13 protein-coding genes are annotated in these 18,043 nt (G+C 41.5%); 10 read left to right on the top strand and 3 right to left on the bottom strand.

The window, feature by feature from the left end; translation table 11 throughout:
- The first annotated feature begins 1,133 nt into the window (after positions 1 to 1,133).
- The 4 genes from thrS (at position 1,134) to rnr (ending at position 7,599) form a co-directional block, all read left to right on the top strand.
- Complete coding sequence (thrS, locus tag EI164_RS08765; RefSeq protein WP_192519595.1) at positions 1,134 to 3,068, top strand: threonine--tRNA ligase; 1,935 nt, start codon at positions 1,134 to 1,136, stop codon at positions 3,066 to 3,068.
- Between the two features lie 23 nt (positions 3,069 to 3,091).
- Complete coding sequence (gene infC, locus EI164_RS08760; protein ID WP_192519594.1) at positions 3,092 to 3,595, top strand: translation initiation factor IF-3; 504 nt, start codon at positions 3,092 to 3,094, stop codon at positions 3,593 to 3,595.
- Positions 3,596 to 3,933: 338 nt separating this feature from the next.
- The gene (locus EI164_RS08755; RefSeq protein ID WP_192519593.1) at positions 3,934 to 5,178 is read left to right on the top strand and encodes a toxic anion resistance protein; all 1,245 of its coding nucleotides are present in this window, start codon (positions 3,934 to 3,936) and stop codon (positions 5,176 to 5,178) included.
- A 141-nt stretch (positions 5,179 to 5,319) separates the two neighbouring features.
- On the top strand, positions 5,320 to 7,599 hold the full coding sequence (gene rnr, locus EI164_RS08750; protein WP_192519592.1) for a ribonuclease R: 2,280 nt from the start codon (positions 5,320 to 5,322) through the stop codon (positions 7,597 to 7,599).
- A 104-nt stretch (positions 7,600 to 7,703) separates the two neighbouring features.
- On the opposite strand, the gene EI164_RS08745 is transcribed toward rnr, so the two are convergent.
- The 3 genes from EI164_RS08745 to hisA all read right to left on the bottom strand — a co-directional run bounded on the left by EI164_RS08745 (position 7,704) and on the right by hisA (position 10,637).
- Positions 7,704 to 8,018 (bottom strand): hypothetical protein, encoded by a 315-nt coding sequence (locus EI164_RS08745; protein ID WP_192519591.1) that lies wholly within the window; start codon positions 8,016 to 8,018, stop codon positions 7,704 to 7,706.
- A 78-nt stretch (positions 8,019 to 8,096) separates the two neighbouring features.
- Positions 8,097 to 9,788, bottom strand: coding sequence for a mechanosensitive ion channel domain-containing protein (locus tag EI164_RS08740; RefSeq protein WP_192519590.1), 1,692 nt, complete (start codon positions 9,786 to 9,788; stop codon positions 8,097 to 8,099).
- 111 nt (positions 9,789 to 9,899) lie between these two features.
- Entirely contained in the window at positions 9,900 to 10,637 is a 738-nt protein-coding gene (hisA, locus tag EI164_RS08735; protein ID WP_192519589.1) for a 1-(5-phosphoribosyl)-5-[(5-phosphoribosylamino)methylideneamino]imidazole-4-carboxamide isomerase, read from the bottom strand.
- Between the two features lie 1,101 nt (positions 10,638 to 11,738).
- Between hisA and EI164_RS08730 the strand changes: the two genes are divergently transcribed.
- From EI164_RS08730 to nqrF, 6 genes are all read left to right on the top strand, one after another.
- Complete coding sequence (locus EI164_RS08730) at positions 11,739 to 13,091, top strand: Na(+)-translocating NADH-quinone reductase subunit A (protein ID WP_192519588.1); 1,353 nt, start codon at positions 11,739 to 11,741, stop codon at positions 13,089 to 13,091.
- A 5-nt stretch (positions 13,092 to 13,096) separates the two neighbouring features.
- A complete protein-coding gene (locus tag EI164_RS08725) occupies positions 13,097 to 14,332 on the top strand; it encodes an NADH:ubiquinone reductase (Na(+)-transporting) subunit B (protein WP_192519587.1) in 1,236 nt (411 codons plus the stop codon).
- The gene (locus EI164_RS08720; protein ID WP_192519586.1) at positions 14,313 to 15,215 is read left to right on the top strand and encodes a Na(+)-translocating NADH-quinone reductase subunit C; all 903 of its coding nucleotides are present in this window, start codon (positions 14,313 to 14,315) and stop codon (positions 15,213 to 15,215) included. Before EI164_RS08725 ends, EI164_RS08720 begins: the two co-directional genes overlap by 20 nt.
- A gap of 1 nt (position 15,216) precedes the next feature.
- Positions 15,217 to 15,888, top strand: coding sequence for an NADH:ubiquinone reductase (Na(+)-transporting) subunit D (locus EI164_RS08715; protein WP_192519585.1), 672 nt, complete (start codon positions 15,217 to 15,219; stop codon positions 15,886 to 15,888).
- Positions 15,888 to 16,496, top strand: coding sequence for an NADH:ubiquinone reductase (Na(+)-transporting) subunit E (nqrE, locus tag EI164_RS08710; RefSeq protein WP_011281361.1), 609 nt, complete (start codon positions 15,888 to 15,890; stop codon positions 16,494 to 16,496). The genes EI164_RS08715 and nqrE overlap by 1 nt, the downstream gene beginning before the upstream one ends.
- Before the next feature lie 122 nt (positions 16,497 to 16,618).
- Entirely contained in the window at positions 16,619 to 17,854 is a 1,236-nt protein-coding gene (gene nqrF / locus EI164_RS08705) for an NADH:ubiquinone reductase (Na(+)-transporting) subunit F (protein WP_192519584.1), read from the top strand.
- The last annotated feature ends 189 nt before the right edge of the window (positions 17,855 to 18,043 follow it).

The raw sequence follows: 18,043 nt of genomic DNA, 5'->3' as shown, positions 1-18,043 counted from the left end.
GTAATGAATTAACTTTGAGTTTTTCTGCTGAGTAAATGATAATTTTTATAGTTAGAATTAACTCCCGAAAAGAAGTCAAAACCAACTTTATTTTTTAGCATTCTATATCAGCAAAAATCCACACAAGTTGTTCTTTAGTTGTGCTTTTAAATAGTGTCTCTTCACTGTCGTCCAGTTAAAGAGTTATATATCTAATAACTAAGCAATGTGCTTATCGTTATTAGCGAGCCGACTATCATATCATAACGATTTGGTTTGTCAAGCTTTTTTTATAATTTGTTTCTCAAGGTTCGCTGCGTTGTTACTATGTAATTCACCCTAGTAATGCTTGGCTCGTCCTGATGAGGTGCGTATTATAGAGAGTTTCTGACGGGTGTCAACTGCTTTTTGACAAGTTTTTTAATTAATTTCAACAAACATAAAATAGACTAGTATTTTCAATATGTTAGCGAAAAAACTTTTTAGGACGGCGCTGCGACTTAAACCATCATCACTTCATTAGTTATATAGTGGTAGCAAAATTGGCGTTATCTATTACCTATTGATATCTGCTTAATAAATACTTATATAGTCAATCCGATATGAACATGATGCAGCGAGATAAGACGTTATTTTTCATATAGTTAGCTGAATGTAAAACTGTTATGGATTTAAACGCGCCACTGGTATAAATTTTACTTGCGTGCTGCGTTCCCAGAGGCTGCGCAACATTCATCCCAGTAGCGCTATGACATTTTTAGAGTGTATCGACTATAGCATCGGTAATTAGGTAACTTTGAAGCATCAAGTGCTGCATCGATACTTAACAAGTGCTGCATCGATACTTAAACAGTCACCGTGCTGACATCGCTTGTTATAATACTTTTGTCACTTTGTATCTATATTCTCCAACCTAGTGTTGCTAGGCAGTGTTTGCTATAATAGTGGCTTTTATGACACTACCTTGTAATGCTAAAGTGAGCCTTTAGATAAAGTGGCCAAAAGCATGCTATTAATATCGTCTCAACTTAGTATTTTGGGTGGTACTTTTCTTAACATATCACAGCAGTTAGATATAATTGATGCGGTCTTACGGTTATATGATTGATGGTTGCAATCATCACTGCCAACGGATCCAAAAAGGTGAATAGATTATGGTAGCGATTACTTTACCCGATGGTAGCGTAAAAGACTTTGAAGGCAATACGACAGTCATGGAAGTGGCGCAAAGTATCGGTGCAGGACTGGCTAAAGCAACAGTCGCTGGGCGTGTAGATGGGCATCTAGTAGATGCGCATGACCCTATCATTGCTGATGCTAAAGTTGAAATCGTGACGCCAAAAGATGCGGATGGTGTAGATATCATTCGTCACTCATGTGCGCATTTGTTAGGTCATGCTGTCAAACAGCTATATCCTGATGTGAAGATGGTTATCGGTCCAGTCATTGAAGATGGCTTTTATTATGACATCTACAGCGAGACGCCTTTTACACCTGAGCATATGGAAGCGATTGAAAAGCGCATGATGCAGCTGATCAAGCAAGATTACGATGTGGTCAAAAAGATGACACCTCGTGCAGAAGCGATTGAGATATTTGAGTCACGTAATGAAGATTATAAGCTTAAATTAATCAACGATATGCCAGGTGAAGAAGCTTTTGGTCTTTACCATCATCAAGAATATGTGGATATGTGCCGTGGCCCGCATGTACCGAATACACGATTCCTAAAAATATTCAAACTAACTAAGATGTCTGGCGCTTACTGGCGTGGTGATGCAAAAAATGAGCAACTACAACGTATTTACGGTACTGCTTGGGCAGACAAAAAACAGCTAAAAGCTTATATTCAACGTATTGAAGAAGCTGAAAAACGCGACCATCGAAAAATAGGTAAAGCGTTAAACCTGTTTCACATGCAAGAGCAAGCACCAGGCATGGTATTTTGGCATGCGAATGGTTGGACCATTTACCAAGTGCTTGAACAATATATGCGTAAAGTACAGCATGATAATGGCTATGAAGAAATTAAAACACCACAAATCGTGGATCGTAGCTTGTGGGAACGTTCTGGTCATTGGGGTAACTATGCAACCAATATGTTTACGACTTCGAGTGAAAACCGTGATTATGCCGTAAAACCTATGAACTGCCCTTGCCATGTGCAAGTATTTAACCAAGGCCTGAAATCTTACCGTGATTTGCCTTTACGTATGGCAGAATTTGGTTCTTGTCATCGTAACGAGCCATCAGGTTCATTACATGGTCTAATGCGTGTTCGTGGCTTTACGCAAGATGATGCGCATATTTTTTGTACCCAAGCGCAAATTCAACAAGAAGTTGCTGACTTTATTAAGCTCACGCTTGCTGTCTATGAAGACTTTGGTTTTGATCACATCATCATGAAGCTTTCAACCCGTCCTGAAAAACGTGTCGGTAGTGATGAATCATGGGATTTTGCTGAAAAAGCGTTGGCCGACGCGCTAGATAGTTCAGGCCTTGACTGGGACTATCTACCCGGTGAAGGTGCCTTCTATGGCCCAAAAATTGAATTCAGTCTAAAAGACTCGTTAGGTCGTATATGGCAATGCGGTACTATTCAAGTTGATCCAAACATGCCTGAGCGCCTTGATGCTGAATTTGTAAATGAGCAGAATGAACGCGAAGTACCTGTCATGCTACACCGTGCGATATTGGGTTCGTTCGAGCGTTTCATCGGCATATTGATTGAAAACTATGCCGGTTGGATGCCCGTATGGCTAGCACCACAACAAATTGTAGTCATGAATATCACAGATAAACAGGCCGATGCTTGTGAAAATGTAGTCAGTGAACTAAAAAATGCAGGTTTACGTGCTATTAGTGACTTGCGTAACGAAAAGATTGGATTTAAGATACGAGAGAAAACATTAGAACGTATTCCCTATATGCTAGTATTAGGGGATAAAGAAGTCGAATCGGGCAGTGTCAACGTCCGTACGCGTGAAGGTGAGAATCTTGGCGTAATGAGTATTTCTAAATTTATTACATTAGTACAGACAGCTGTCGCTGAAAAAGGCCGACAGACCCCAAAAACAGATGAGGAGTAATACCTATTAAACAGTCGAACCGTTTGAACATCAACGAAGATATCAATGTCAAAGAAGTCCGTCTCGTCAAAGAAGACGGCGAACAAATGGGCGTGGTCGATATCGAAACCGCGATGAAAGCGGCACGTGAAGACAATCTAGATTTGGTCGAATTGGTTCCAGATGCCAAGCCGCCTGTGTGTAAAATCATGGATTATAAGCATTTCCTCTATGATCAGAAGCAAAAGGCGAAAGAAGCTAAAAAGAACCAAAAGCAAACTCAGCTGAAAGAAATGAAACTGCGTCCTAGTACTGAAGAAGCTGATTATCAGGTCAAACTGAAAAAAATCTTCAGCTTTTTAGAAAACCAAGACAAAGTTAAAATCAGTATTCGTTTTCGTGGCCGTGAAATGGCGCACCAAGAGATTGGTCGTAAGCAGCTAGATCGTATTATCGAAGACACTGCTGAGATTGCTAACGTTGAGCAGTATCCTAAGATGGAAGGTCGTCAAATGGGTATGCTGCTTGGACCAACTAAGAAAAAATAATCTGTTTTGTAGATTGTTTTAGTGGTGGCTGTTAGTCGATGTAGATACTTATAATCTCAACCATCAATATGCTGCGGGATATTGATGGTTTTTTAATATTTAAGCCTGTTAATAGCCATTTTTTAATATAATAAGTCGACGCCACTTTACAAAACCTATCTTCTCAACTCGTTCATTACCCGTTAATCTAAAGCTCTGCTGCACCGCATTTATACTATTCTAATAAGAATAACCGAGTGCATAAGAATATCCATTTACTATCAATGTTTTTTACGGTTACCGCTTTATATAGCTATTGACCAAAAACACTGTCCCTTTTAGATATTACAGGAAACTTCATGCAAGAATTGACCCCACCAGAAAACGCAAAAACTCCAAGTATTTCTTTAACTGCACCTGAACCTGTGAAAGAGATACAAAAAAGTGAAGCAGATCAGATGGTCAAGTTGGATGAAAGCCAGATTCCGGAGCTCGATGCCAAAGTTGATGCTTTTGTAGACCATGTACTTACTAACTCTGTGCACAGCGATGAGTTTCGACAAAACGTGCAATCTATTCACAATTTAGGTACCAAAGAGATTCGAGAGTCAGCACAAGTCTCTAACCGTATGTTAGATTTGCCGGCAAAAAGTCTCAATGATAGCTTGTTTGATAACTCCCCTATCGCTAACTCACTAACGGAACTGCGCGGGATTGTCGAAGACTTAGATCCTAGCAAAAAAGAGCTGACCAGTTCACGTAAGCTGTTTGGTCTCATTCCGTTCGGTAATAAAGTACAAGACTACTTCCGCCAATATGAATCCGCACAGTCTCATATCAATGCCGTTGTTACCAGTCTCTATAATGGTAAAGATGAATTGCTCAAAGACAATGCAATGATTGAACAAGAAAAAGTCAATATGTGGGAGCTGATGCAATCTATTCGTCAGTATGTCTACGTTGGCAAAAAGATTGATGAGCAGCTAGAGCAAAAAGTCTATGCGATAGAAGCGACTGATCCTGAGAAAGCTCGTATTATTAAAGAAGAAATGTTGTTTTATGTCCGTCAAAAAAATACAGATTTTTTGACCCAGCTGGCCGTTAATGTACAAGGGTATTTAGCGCTTGATACCATTCGTCGCAATAACTTAGAGCTGATTAAGGGTGTCGATCGCGCAACCACGACAACGGTATCAGCATTACGCACGGCTGTCGTCGTAGCTCAAGCGATGACCAATCAAAAACTGGTACTCGATCAAATCACTGCGTTGAATAAAACGACCAGTAGCTTGATTGAATCAACCTCAGCAATGCTCAAACGCCAGTCAGGTGAAATCCATGAGCAAGCGACCAGCAGCAGCATTGAACTTGATAAGTTGCAAAATGCTTTTAACAATGTCTATGACACGATGGATATGATTAGCAACTATAAAATCGAAGCACTAGAGAATATGAAACAAACGGTCAATACCTTGACTAGCGAAGTTGATAAAGCACAAAAATACCTTGATAAATCTAATCAAACCACTGTGCTAGAAGTATCAAAAGAAATAAACAGTAAAAAGATAACCGATAAATCAAACACGGTTGATATCGATCTTTGATTTATCCAAACTGCTGTTGCCTCATAGAGGTAATGGCTCCTTGCTAATGAATACACATACAACAATTGACGCAAGATATTACAACGTCGTTCGTGTTAAGATAGCCCTTATTAATAATTTTAAAAATAGATACGGTAATTTATGAGTTGGAATGACCCAAACGCCTCAAGTGAGGCAAAAAGATATGACAACCCCATCCCTAGTCGTGAACTAATACTTAGTACGATTACTGAGCACGGCGAAGTCACTCATCAACAGTTAGCGAAAGCCTTTAATATTGATGATACCGATCAGCTTGATGCTTTGGGTAATCGTCTCAAAGCTATGGCACGTGATGGACAGGTAAACCGTGAAGGTCGTCCTTATCGCTATCGTACAGTGACTCAGCAAGATGTCGTCACTGGCACCGTGTCTGCTCATCCTAAAGGTTTTGGCTTTGTACTTTTAAGCGACATGCCAGATTTATTTTTGCATGAAAAACAGATGCGCTGGGTATTTAACGGCGATACTGTCGATGCCGTTGGCACGTCAACAGACAACCGTGGTCGTACCGAAGGGCGTATCGTGGATATCGTGGAACGTCGCCAAAACAACTTTATCGGTACTCTGACTCGTGATGAAGATGGTTACTGTGTCGAGCTTGGCAGTCCAAATAATCATCAGCCAATCACGGTCACTGATGACAATGTACAAGCGCTAAACGCGAAGCAAGGCTCTCCTGTTAAGGTCGATATTATCGATTGGCCAAACCAACATGAGTTTGCAACGGGCAAAATTACTGAGGTTCTGTCTGACGACAATGACCGTGAACTCATTATTGAAACCACACTGCTCAACTACGATATTCCATCAGATTTTAGTGAAGCGGCACTGAAGCAAGCTAATGACTACCAAGAACCGACCGCAGCAGATATAAAAGGTCGCACAGATTTACGCCATTTGCCACTTGTCACTATTGACGGTGAAGATGCGCGTGACTTTGATGATGCTGTATTCGCTGAAAAACGCTCTGGTGGTAATTACCGTGTCGTGGTTGCTATTGCTGATGTTAGCTATTATGTGACGCCGAACTCACCACTTGATCAAGACGCCTATGAGCGTGGTACGTCAGTATACTTCCCGCATCGTGTGATTCCGATGCTACCTGAGGTGCTATCTAACGGTCTATGTTCACTGAACCCTGATCTTGATCGCTTATGTATGGTTGCTGATATCAAAATATCACGTGCAGGCAAGGTCACAGGATATGAGTTCTATCCATCAGTCATGCACTCACAAGCACGTTTGACTTATAATCAAGTAAATGACTACTTCGTAAATCCGACTGATAAACGTTTGCCTAAATCATTAACGGGCAACAAAGACGTTAAAAAATCTATCGATACGCTACATCAGCTGTATGAGCTGTTGCTTAAAAAACGTGAAGATCGCCATGCAATGGAGTTTGAGACCGTTGAGACGTATATAAAATTCAACGAAAAAGGTGGTATTGCAGATATTTTACCGCGTACTCGTGGTGATTCTCAAAAGCTGATCGAAGAATGCATGTTGTTGGCCAATACCTGTGCGGCAAATTTTGCACTCAAGCATGAATTGCCTGTGTTATACCGTAATCATGATAAGCCTGACAGTGAAAAGTCAATGCGTATTCATGAATATGCAAAAAACTTTGGATTACCATTCCCAGAAGAGAGTCCAACTCAAGCAGATTATCAGCGGATTATTGAAGCAACCAAAGACAGACCTGATGCAATTAGCATACACAGCATGCTATTGCGTTCAATGATGCAAGCCAACTATGCACCTGACAATATTGGTCACTTTGGTTTGGCTTATGACGAATATAGCCACTTTACCTCTCCTATTCGCCGTTATCCAGATTTAATGCTGCATCGTGCGATTAAAGCTAAAGTCACCAACAGCAAACAGCCTGTTATGGACTTCTCTCTCGAAGGCGCTGGTACACAAACTTCAGATACTGAACGTCGTGCCGAAAAAGCATCTCGCTATGTAGAGTCTTGGCTCAAATGTCATTACATGAAAGACCATGTTGGCGAAGAGTTTGAAGGAGTAGTCACTACGGTTACTAGCTTCGGTCTATTTGTAACATTGACTGACTTATATATTGATGGTTTGGTGCACATATCAAACGTCGGTGACGATTTCTTTGTTTATGATGAACAGCAGCAACAGCTGATTGGTAAGGATAAAGGCACGCTATTTGGACTTGGCGATTCGGTGAAAGTACAAGTTGCTGGAGTCAACATGGACCTGTTGCAGATTGATTTTGATCTAAAAGAAAAACTGCAGTCTAGTGCTATGAACCAGACCAAAAAACAGCCTGCTAAAAAGGAGCAGCCTAAGAAAAGCCCTGCAAAAAGAAGTAGCAGCCGCAGCAAAGGTGGCAATAAGAAAGGCTAATCTGAATAAAGACTTGAATAATAAAAAAGGCTAACGTCATCGTTAGCCTTTTTTTGTGCTGCGCTATTTATATAATTACTTTTTATTTACGCAGTGCAGATTAGTTACTGTGCAACGCTATCCATATTTTCTAAATTTTTCTGTTCGGTTTGCTGAGCTTGATTTATCTGAGACGTAGCACTATCGAGGATAGCTTTAGGCTGCTCAGCCAAAGGTTGGCTAGTGATATCTTCTGAGCTACTTGCCGTGCTGTCTGTAGCAGAACTGTCTATGTTGGTATTGGTATCATTATTCCCAACGGTAACGCTACTAACAACAACTTCTCTATTTTTCTCATGCTGTTTGCTATTAATAAGATTAAAGCCAAATAGTCCAACGATACCAATCAACGCGAATATAATCAAATGTTTAATTTGCATAAAAATGTTCCATATTTTAATAGTCAGATATATGTTTTGTTGCATTTTTTATGCCTAGTTTTCGCTGGCTGTTACAAACTACTCTTGCGGGCTCTCACTATTCAATAAATCCGTCTCATCTGAATTCTCAGAAATCTCTTGTTCAACCTTTTCCATTAGCTTGTCATCAGGGCTCGTATCTAACACCTCATCAGCACGGCGACCTTGCAAAATAATTTTGGCACGTGCCTTTGCTAGCTTTTTATCTTTACTATCCATGCCATTTTGTTCATTTTTGCCTATATCTGTCGCCTCAGGAATGGTTGAAGTAGTACTCTTATCAGACACACCAATACTTTCGTGGCTATCTTGCATGTGTGCAAAAGCTTGCTCTAACTTATGATTAAATCGCAACTGATAAATAGGCTCTGGCAAGCTAAAACCATTATCTTCAAGCGCATGCTTGGTTTCACGTATGGCAATACTACGAGCTTTGGAAAAGTCAGATTCCAATTGATTTACCCAGACTTGAAACTGCAAAATGATATTAGAATCACCCACTTCTTTAATAACTGCAGTAACTTTTGGATTATCCAGTGCAAAACCTAACTGACATATTGCATCGGTCCCTACCTTGATGGCGGCAAGAGGGTCGTCATTGGCATCAACGCCCAATTCAAAGGTAAAGCGACGTTCAGGGTTTTTGGTGTAATTGAGGATAGTACCTTTGAAAACTTCTGAATTAGGGATACGCAATTGATTTCCATCTAAAGTCATCAATATCGTCGCGCGCGAAGTTAGGCGTACCACAATACCCTCTTGATTGTTAATCAAGACATAGTCACGTGCACGAAATGGCTGGCGAATACTTAGCATTAAGGAAGCAATATAGTTTTCAATAGTGTCTTTGACCGCAAAACCAACTGCGATACCAATAACACCAGCGCCACCCAACAGTGTACTTAAAATGGTTTCGGCACCTATCAAGCTCAGCGCTAAAATCAAACCAATAATAATAAAGATGATTTTAATAGTTTGAGAGAGTAACTCAGCTACAAATGGGTTGGGGGTTAGACGTTGCCACATTTTTTGACGATTGGACAACCAACTACCAAACCAAGTCACCAAGCTAAATAAAACAATACCCACCAATAATAAAGGTAAGGCTTTGACTACATTTTTCGTTTGTGATTTGAGACTTTGGTAAACGGTGGATACGTTGTCTTGTACATCAAGCGTTCGAGTAATTCTATCTTCAACAGTAACCACATCGGTTAAACGATTGGTTAAACTGATGGCTTGTTGCGCTTTTTTCTCATTCGGTGTTTCACCAGTTAACGTAACCACTCCTTGGGTAACGCTAACATTGACTGCTTGCAACCCCTCAATTTCTGAAAATATCCCACTGATACGTTGCCGAATATCATTGTCTTTTTGCGGCGCAGGTGTGGTTTCAATTTGAGCATCATTCGTACTTTCATTACTGATAACGGGCGATGACTCAGCTGGTGCCGGCGTAGTCGCCAAAGTAACGCTGTCTAGCCCATTATTTGAATCACTTTCAGCCAACTGATTGTTCGCTGTAGCAGGCGTTGACTCACTATTGATTGCGTCACTGTCAGAAGCATCCACTTCTTCAGTCCCTTCGGGCACCGTAGCAGCATCATCCACACTGATGGTTTCAGCGGCATGAATAGGGAGGCACAAACTAATGATGCTTAATAGCAACAGCATCTGACCCCAGACTTTGAGGCAACTGCGTATTTTTTGATGGTCAGAACAAACCGCCATAAGCACCCTTTGCTGTTTTACTGATTTTTTACTAAAACACGCCCTCAAATCAAGCCAAAGTCCTCTAAATAGCAATAAAAATGAGGACATATCTAAAGTCTTTACTTTTTATTAGCTATCGAGATAAGCCTGCGCCGCACTTAAATCTAGCGTTCCTTCATAAATAGCACGTCCAGTGATAATACCTTCAATACAGTCACCATACGGCTTTAACAGTTCGATGTCTTTTAAATCAGTCACACCACCAGAAGCAATCACCGGTAAGCCGCCTTCGCGCGCCAAGTTAACCGTTTGCTCTACATTGACGCCTTGCATCATGCCATCACGGGCAATATCAGTATAGACGATTGAAGATACACCTACATCCGCAAAACGCTTAGCGAGTTCAGTCGCCTTGGTATCAGTAACGTTTGCCCAACCATGGGTAGCAACCATACCATCTTTAGCATCGATGCCAACGATGACATGTCCAGCAAATTCGCGGCAAGCTTCCGCAACGAAATCAGGACCTTCAACAGCTTTCGTACCGATAATGATATACGTCAGACCTGCGGTAATATATTGCTCAATGGTGTTCATATTACGCACACCACCACCTAATTGAATAGGTAGGTTTGGATACGCTTTCGTAATATCGTTCACCACTTGTCTATGCACTGGTACACCATCAAATGCGCCATTTAAATCAACTAAATGTAACCGGCGTGCACCTTCATCTACCCAGCGTGCGGCCATGGCGACTGGATCATCAGAGAACACCGTATCATCTTCCATACGACCTTGTTTTAAACGTACACATTTACCATCTTTTAGATCAATAGCCGGGATAATGACAGGCACAGCACACATATAACATTCCTTATAAAACACAATATTAGATAAATGTAAAAAATTACTCTTAAAAATTTGAGCATATTGAATATACAACACACTTTAAGCCATAATAGAAAAATACCGTTGAAAAAGCGATTTAAAATTTGAACGGATTCATACAAACCAACAACGAAACAAAAATTCGTTGAAATATCATATAAGTAATGACAAAGGCTAAAAGCTATAACTATAAGTTTTAGTAGATTCAATCACTGGAAACATTAGGTAAATTCAATTACTGACTGGCAATTTTAGGTCAATTTAGCGTATAATCCTAGGTAAATTTTTATTTGTTTCTATGTGATAGTAACCATACGCCACGCTTTACATTAAGTCATCCGTGACTAAGAAAGAAGCGTGACGGTCAGGATGAGTCGAGTAATAACTGAACATATCAGCACGATATCGATCAATACATTACTAAGAAGGGTTATATTAGAAATTTCAACTAGTGGCCGTTAAACCGTCTACTCTGCAATACTAAACTCTAATTAGATATCTTTCCTAACGTCTTTTACCCTGTTTCTATCACTGGTTAACGATTTAGAACTGTCATTACTGACTATATAGCAATGAATAATAAGTAAAGCTTTCTTATTCATTTCTGAGTCAGTTTGTTTTTCAGCCAGTTTATCATCTATCTCAATAGATCTTTGTTTGGCTACAGTCTTATCGAACGAGTATCGACTTACATGATACTTAATCTGTAAGAGTGGAGTGGTCAGTCATTCTGGTGTTACAAGTTTTAATTTTCAATGAAACGTATGATAGAGCTATTGATTTAAAGTAATCATTTTAGCGATTTATTTTGATCAATGGTTTTTGCATACACCTTGGTAGCCAGTCGCCACTTTGGTAATTCGAATAAGACATTAACGTGTTGTTAAGGAGTCTAAGGTCAGCGTTAATACTCTTACTAGTAGTTATGATCATGCATTATTTTTAAATCACTCTATCACTATCCTACTATAGGAATAACTGACTGAGTGCTTTATTGAATGACGCAGTTGTTCATGCTGCCGATATACCAAACAGGAAGTCTGGTATCGTTTTAGACTATGGACTAAGTTTTCGCTTATGATTACCATCAAAAAAGGTTTGGATTTGCCCATCACCGGTGAACCCTCCCGCGAGATATCTGAGCATAAGCCGACACACGTTGCTGTTATTGGCTACGACTATGTCGGTATGAAGCCCACGATGAATGTCAAAGAAGGTGACACCGTAGCAAAAGGTCAGCCCGTTTTTGAAGATAAAAAACGAGCTGGTGTTATCTATACTGCCCCTGCTGCTGGTAAAGTCATCGCGATCAACCGCGGTGAACGTCGTGTGTTTGAGAGCCTTGTAATTGCGGTCGACCCAAACGGTGAAGAAGTAAAATTTGAGCAGTATGACTCCCAACAGCTTGCAGACCTAGACCCTGAAGTCGTTGAGACCCAACTGCTTGCCTCTGGTGAATGGACTGCGTTTCGCACGCGTCCTTATAGCCGTACTCCAGAAATCGGTGCCCGTCCGCATGCTATTTTTGTCACTGCAATGGATACCAATCCATTAGCATTTGACCCAATGCTGCTCATTAGTGAACAGCTACAAGCATTCAATGATGGACTTGCCGTACTCTCTACACTCAGCCCTAAGACCTTTGTATGCCATAACGGTGATACCCAGCTGACGCCAGTTGCGAAAACCGCAGCTAATAATGTCACTGAGTATCATGGCTTTGCTGGTAAACATCCAGCTGGTTTAGCGGGTACGCACATTCATTTCTTACACCCTATCATGCGTGGCGTAAGTGTTTGGACGATTGGATATCAAGATGTGATTGCGATTGGTAAACTGTTTACCACAGGTCGTTTGTATACACCTCGTATGGTTAGTCTGGCTGGTCCTGCGGCTACCAATCCACACCTCGTTGTCACTGAGCGTGGCGCTGATATTACTGCATTAACCAAAGGTCAGTTGGCTGCTGGGGAAAACCGTATTATCTCAGGTTCAGTACTATCTGGTCGTAAGCTATTTAGCAATATCGCTTATCTTGGCCGCTTTCATAACCAAATCAGTGCATTAGCTGAAGGCCACGAACGTCCTGCATTCCACTTCTTTACACCAGGTAAAAATCGCTTCTCTAAGTTGCCTATCTATATTTCGCAGTTTTTTGGTGGCAAAAAGTATAACTTTACCACCACGAGTAACGGCTCACCGCGGGCCATGGTACCAATCGGTGTTTTTGAAGAGGTTATGCCACAGGATTATCTGCCAACGCAACTATTACGCGCACTGATTGTCGAAGATATCGTCAGCGCAGTAGATTTAGGCGCACTAGAATTGGACGAAGAAGATTTAGCATTATGCACCTTCGTATCTCCTGGCAAATATGAATTCGGCGATATTTTGCGTGATAACTTAACGCGCATTGAGCTGGAGGGCTAACCACGATGAAATTTTTACACAATATGTTCGATCGTATGGAGCCGTCTTTTACCAAGGGTGGCAAACACGAAAAATACTATGCCATCTTTGAGATGTTTGATACTTTTTTACGTCAACCAAGCTCAACCACATATACATCATCACATGTGCGTGACGGTATTGACCTAAAGCGTATTATGATTACCGTATGGCTATGTACCTTCCCAGCCATGTTTTGGGGTATGTACAATATCGGTCATCAAGCACTAACCGCTATCGCTCAGCTTGGCTTACAGCCTGAAGGCTGGCGTACTGTCATCACTAGCATGGCAGGCTATAACCCAGACAGTATTTGGGCAAGCTTTGTCTATGGAGCAATGCAGTTCTTACCCATCTATATAGTTACTTTTGCCGTGGGTATTCTCTGTGAGATTATCTTTGCTGTCGTGCGCGGGCATGAAGTCAACGAAGGTTTCTTTGTAACGTCGGTATTATTTGCGCTATGTTTACCACCAGATATTCCATTATGGCAAGTTGCTCTAGGTATCACCTTTGGTGTAGTCGTGGCAAAAGAAGTATTCGGTGGTACAGGTAAAAACTTCCTTAACCCAGCCCTATCGGGCCGTGCATTCTTATACTTTGCATATCCAGCCTATATGTCTGGTGACTCTATATGGACAGCGGTTGATGGCTTTTCAGGAGCTACTCCTCTTGGTCTTGCAGCACTTGGTGTGGTCCCTCAGGACTTCGTCGATGCCTATGGAAACGCCATCACGTGGAGTGATGCATTCTTAGGTAACATGCAAGGTAGTATCGGTGAAGTATCAACATTAGCAATCTTGATAGGTGCAGCAGTTCTACTATGGACGCGTATCGCCTCATGGCGCATCATGGCAGGTTGTGTGGTCGGCCTTGTTGCCACTTCGCTGGTCTTCAACATGGTTGGCTCTAAAGACAACATGATGATGAACTTACCGTTTTACTGGCACTTAGTCATTGGTGGTTTCGCCTTTGGTGCCGTATTTATGGCAACTGATCCTGTATCAGCAGCACATACCAATAAAGGTCGTTGGGCTTATGGTATCTTGATTGGGTTTATGACGGTGTTGATTCGTGTCATTAACCCAGCTTTCCCAGAAGGTATTATGCTGGCTATTCTATTCGCCAACTTATTTGCGCCATTGTTTGATTACTTTGTGACCCAAGCAAACATCAAACGCCAAACAGCTCGGAGGGTTCGTTATGTCCAAGCCCAAAAGTAACAATGCAAAAACCATCAGTGTGGCATTAACGCTATGCTTGGTGTGCTCGGTATTGGTTTCAGCAGTTGCCGTTGGCCTAAAGCCAGCGCAACTCGAAAATGCACGTTTAGACCGAAACAAAAATATTTTGGTCGCCGCTGATATGTATGATGCTGAGTCTGATACACCAGATGATGTGGCTGAACGATTTAAAGATTTTGATGTTGAAGTTATTGACCTAAACGAAGGTAACTATGTCGATGATGCAACGCTAGCAGCAGCTGGCATTCCTGATCGTAATGCTTATGATGCAAGTCAAGCTACCAAAAACCAAGCTCTAAGTGAAGACTTAGGTAACAACGATCCTGCTGGTATTGGTCGTAAACCTAAATACGCCAAAGTCTATGTGAAAAAAGACGATGCAGGTCAACCTGAAGTAGTCGTACTACCTATTCAAGGCTACGGACTATGGGGTACTATCTATGGTTTCTTAACGCTTGAAAGCGATATGAATACCATTAAAGGTATCAGTTTCTATGAGCATAAAGAAACTCCAGGACTAGGCGCTCGTATCGAAGAGCCAGAGTGGCGCGCTAAGTGGAGCGGTATCGAGTCTTATGACGAAAACGGTGACGTCGCTACTGGTGTGACCAAAGCCGGTAATCCAAAAGATAACTGGGTTGATGGTATCAGTGGTGCAACACTGACTAGCCGCGGCGTCAGTAACATGATTCAGTTTTGGTTAGGCGAGCAAGGCTATAAGCCTTATCTAGACATGCTACGTGAAGAGAGTGGCCAAACTATTGATGAGGCAGATACACAAGCCAATCAATCAAAATCGTCAGCTCAACCTAAAACCGAATTGGCAGCCAAGCTACCAGTAGCAAACGGCAAGGAGGCATAACATGGCTGATACTAAAAGTATTTTAACCACGCCTATTTTTGATAATAACCCCATCGGCCTACAGATCCTTGGTATCTGTTCGGCACTGGCAGTCACAACAAGCATGGCAAATGCCATGGTTATGTGTGTGGCATTAACACTTGTAACTGCGTTTTCGAGTTTCTTTATCTCGATTATTCGTAAGCAGATCCCATCAAGTATTCGTATTATTGTCCAGATGACCATCATTGCCTCATTGGTTATCTTGGTCGATCAGGTGTTAAAAGCAGTCGCTTATGATGTCAGTAAAGGCTTGTCCGTTTTCGTTGGTTTGATTATCACCAACTGTATCGTAATGGGCCGTGCCGAAGCATTTGCGATGAGCAATCCACCAATACCAAGCTTTTTAGATGGTATTGGTAATGGTCTCGGCTATTCTGCAGTCTTATTATTTGTCGCGACTATTCGTGAGCTACTAGGCGCAGGAACTTGGTTCGGTATCACTATTTTACAACCAGTGACTGACGGCGGTTGGTACATACCAAACGGCCTACTATTATTACCACCGTCAGCATTCTTTATTATTGCTTTGTTCATTGTCATTGTCCGTATTTGGAAGCCTGAACAGGTAGAAGAAGCTGAGTTTGTAATGAAGCCGCAGTCTAAAGGCATGGCACATGGAGGCGGTCACTAATGGGACATTATGTTAGTTTATTTATAACCTCAGTCTTTATTGAGAATATGGCGCTTGCCTACTTCTTAGGTATGTGTACTTTCTTGGCAGTATCAAAGAAGGTATCAACTGCTATTGGTCTTGGGGTCGCCGTTGTTGTCGTAATGGCAATTACCGTTCCGCTAAACAACTTACTATTCCAGTTCATTCTAAAAGATGGTGCGCTGGCATGGGCAGGTTTCCCTGACATCGACTTGAGCTTTTTAGGTTTGCTCAGCTACATCGGTCTTATTGCTGCTACTGTACAGATTCTAGAGATGTTCTTGGATAAGTTCGTTCCTAGTCTGTACAACGCCCTCGGTGTTTTCTTACCACTCATCACTGTAAACTGTGCCATCTTAGGTGGTGTATTGTTTATGGTTGAGCGTGACTATAATTTCGGCGAATCTGTCGTTTATGGTGTGGGTGCAGGCTTCGGTTGGGCATTAGCCATTACCGCATTGGCTGGTATCCGTGAGAAGTTGAAATACTCAGACATTCCAGCACCGCTGCGTGGTCTTGGTATTACCTTTATCACAGTTGGTCTGATGTCACTTGGCTTTATGTCTTTCGGCGGTATGTCAATTTAGACGACTAAGCTTAAACACTTATTTAGCGATTTGACCTATTTAATTCATTTATTCGGTAGGGGCTCAGAAAAACGTCATCACGTCTTTTCGCTCCCCTACTCCATAGATTAAGGATACCTACCATGGATTACGCTACGGCGATTGGTGGCGTTGCGATGTTTACCTTGATCATCATGGGCCTTGTCGCCATTATTTTGGCGGCACGCTCAAGACTGGTCAGTTCAGGCGATGTTACCATCCATATAAATGATAATCCCGATAATGACGTCGTGACACCAGCAGGCGGTAAACTACTGCAAACACTTGCGAGCGAAGGTATTTTCTTATCTTCAGCATGTGGTGGCGGTGGTACCTGTGCACAGTGTCGTTGCCGCGTTATTGAAGGGGGTGGATCTATTCTGCCCACCGAAGAAGGCTATTTTACTCAAGGCGAAATCCGCAATCACATGCGCTTAGCTTGTCAGGTAGCTGTTAAGCAAGACATGGAAATTGAGATTGACCCTGAGTTCTTTGATGTTCAAAAATGGGAATGTGAAGTTATCTCTAATGAGAACGTTGCCACCTTCATTAAAGAGCTGGTACTTAAAATCCCAGAAGGTGAAGAAGTTAATTTCCGTGCTGGTGGTTATGTACAGTTGGAAGCGCCACCGCATGAAGTACACTATAAAGACTTTGATATCGCAGAAGAATATAGAGAAGACTGGGAAAAGTTCGGTATCTTCAAATATGTTTCAAAAGTTGATGAGCCTGTCATTCGCGCTTACTCAATGGCAAACTACCCAGAAGAAAAAGGTCTTATCAAGTTCAACATCCGTATCGCTAGTCCACCGCCACGTGGTCCTGATGGGATTCCACCAGGCAAAATGTCTTCTTGGGTATTCAGTCTAGTACCTGGTGACAAAGTGACTGTATCTGGTCCTTATGGTGAGTTTTTTGCTAAAGAGACTAAAGCTGAAATGATCTTTGTTGGTGGTGGTGCAGGTATGGCACCGATGCGCTCACATATTTTCGATCAGCTAAAACGCTTGCACACAGACCGCAAAATTAGCTTTTGGTATGGTGCACGTTCTATTCGTGAAATGTTCTATGTGGAAGATTACGATCAGCTGCAAGAAGAGTTTGCTAACTTTGAATGGCATGTCGCATTATCAGATCCTCTACCTGAAGACAATTGGACCGGCTATACTGGCTTTATCCATAACGTATTGTTAGAAGAGTATCTGAAAAACCATCCAAACCCAGAAGATTGTGAGTATTACATGTGTGGGCCACCAATGATGAATGCAGCCGTCATCGACATGTTGCACAGCTTAGGTGTTGAAGATGAAAACATCATGCTTGATGACTTCGGTGGTTAAGTAGAAAAATAGTTTGTAAAGTACATAAAAAAAGAGCCTCACTTGAGGCTCTTTTTTATTGCTAAATAACTTACCTTAAAGAATAAAACAACAAATCTAAATATCAAACGCTCTTCTTTATCCTATATTATTAAGGCTCTGTTTTAATAGTGTGTTGATATAACTTATTGATAAATGATATAATGACTC

It is taken from the genome of Psychrobacter sp. FME13 (assembly GCF_014861395.1).
Taxonomy (GTDB): Bacteria; Pseudomonadota; Gammaproteobacteria; order Pseudomonadales; family Moraxellaceae; genus Psychrobacter.
Note: the sequence above shows the minus strand (reverse complement) of the source record. Positions and strands in the feature narration are given on the sequence as shown.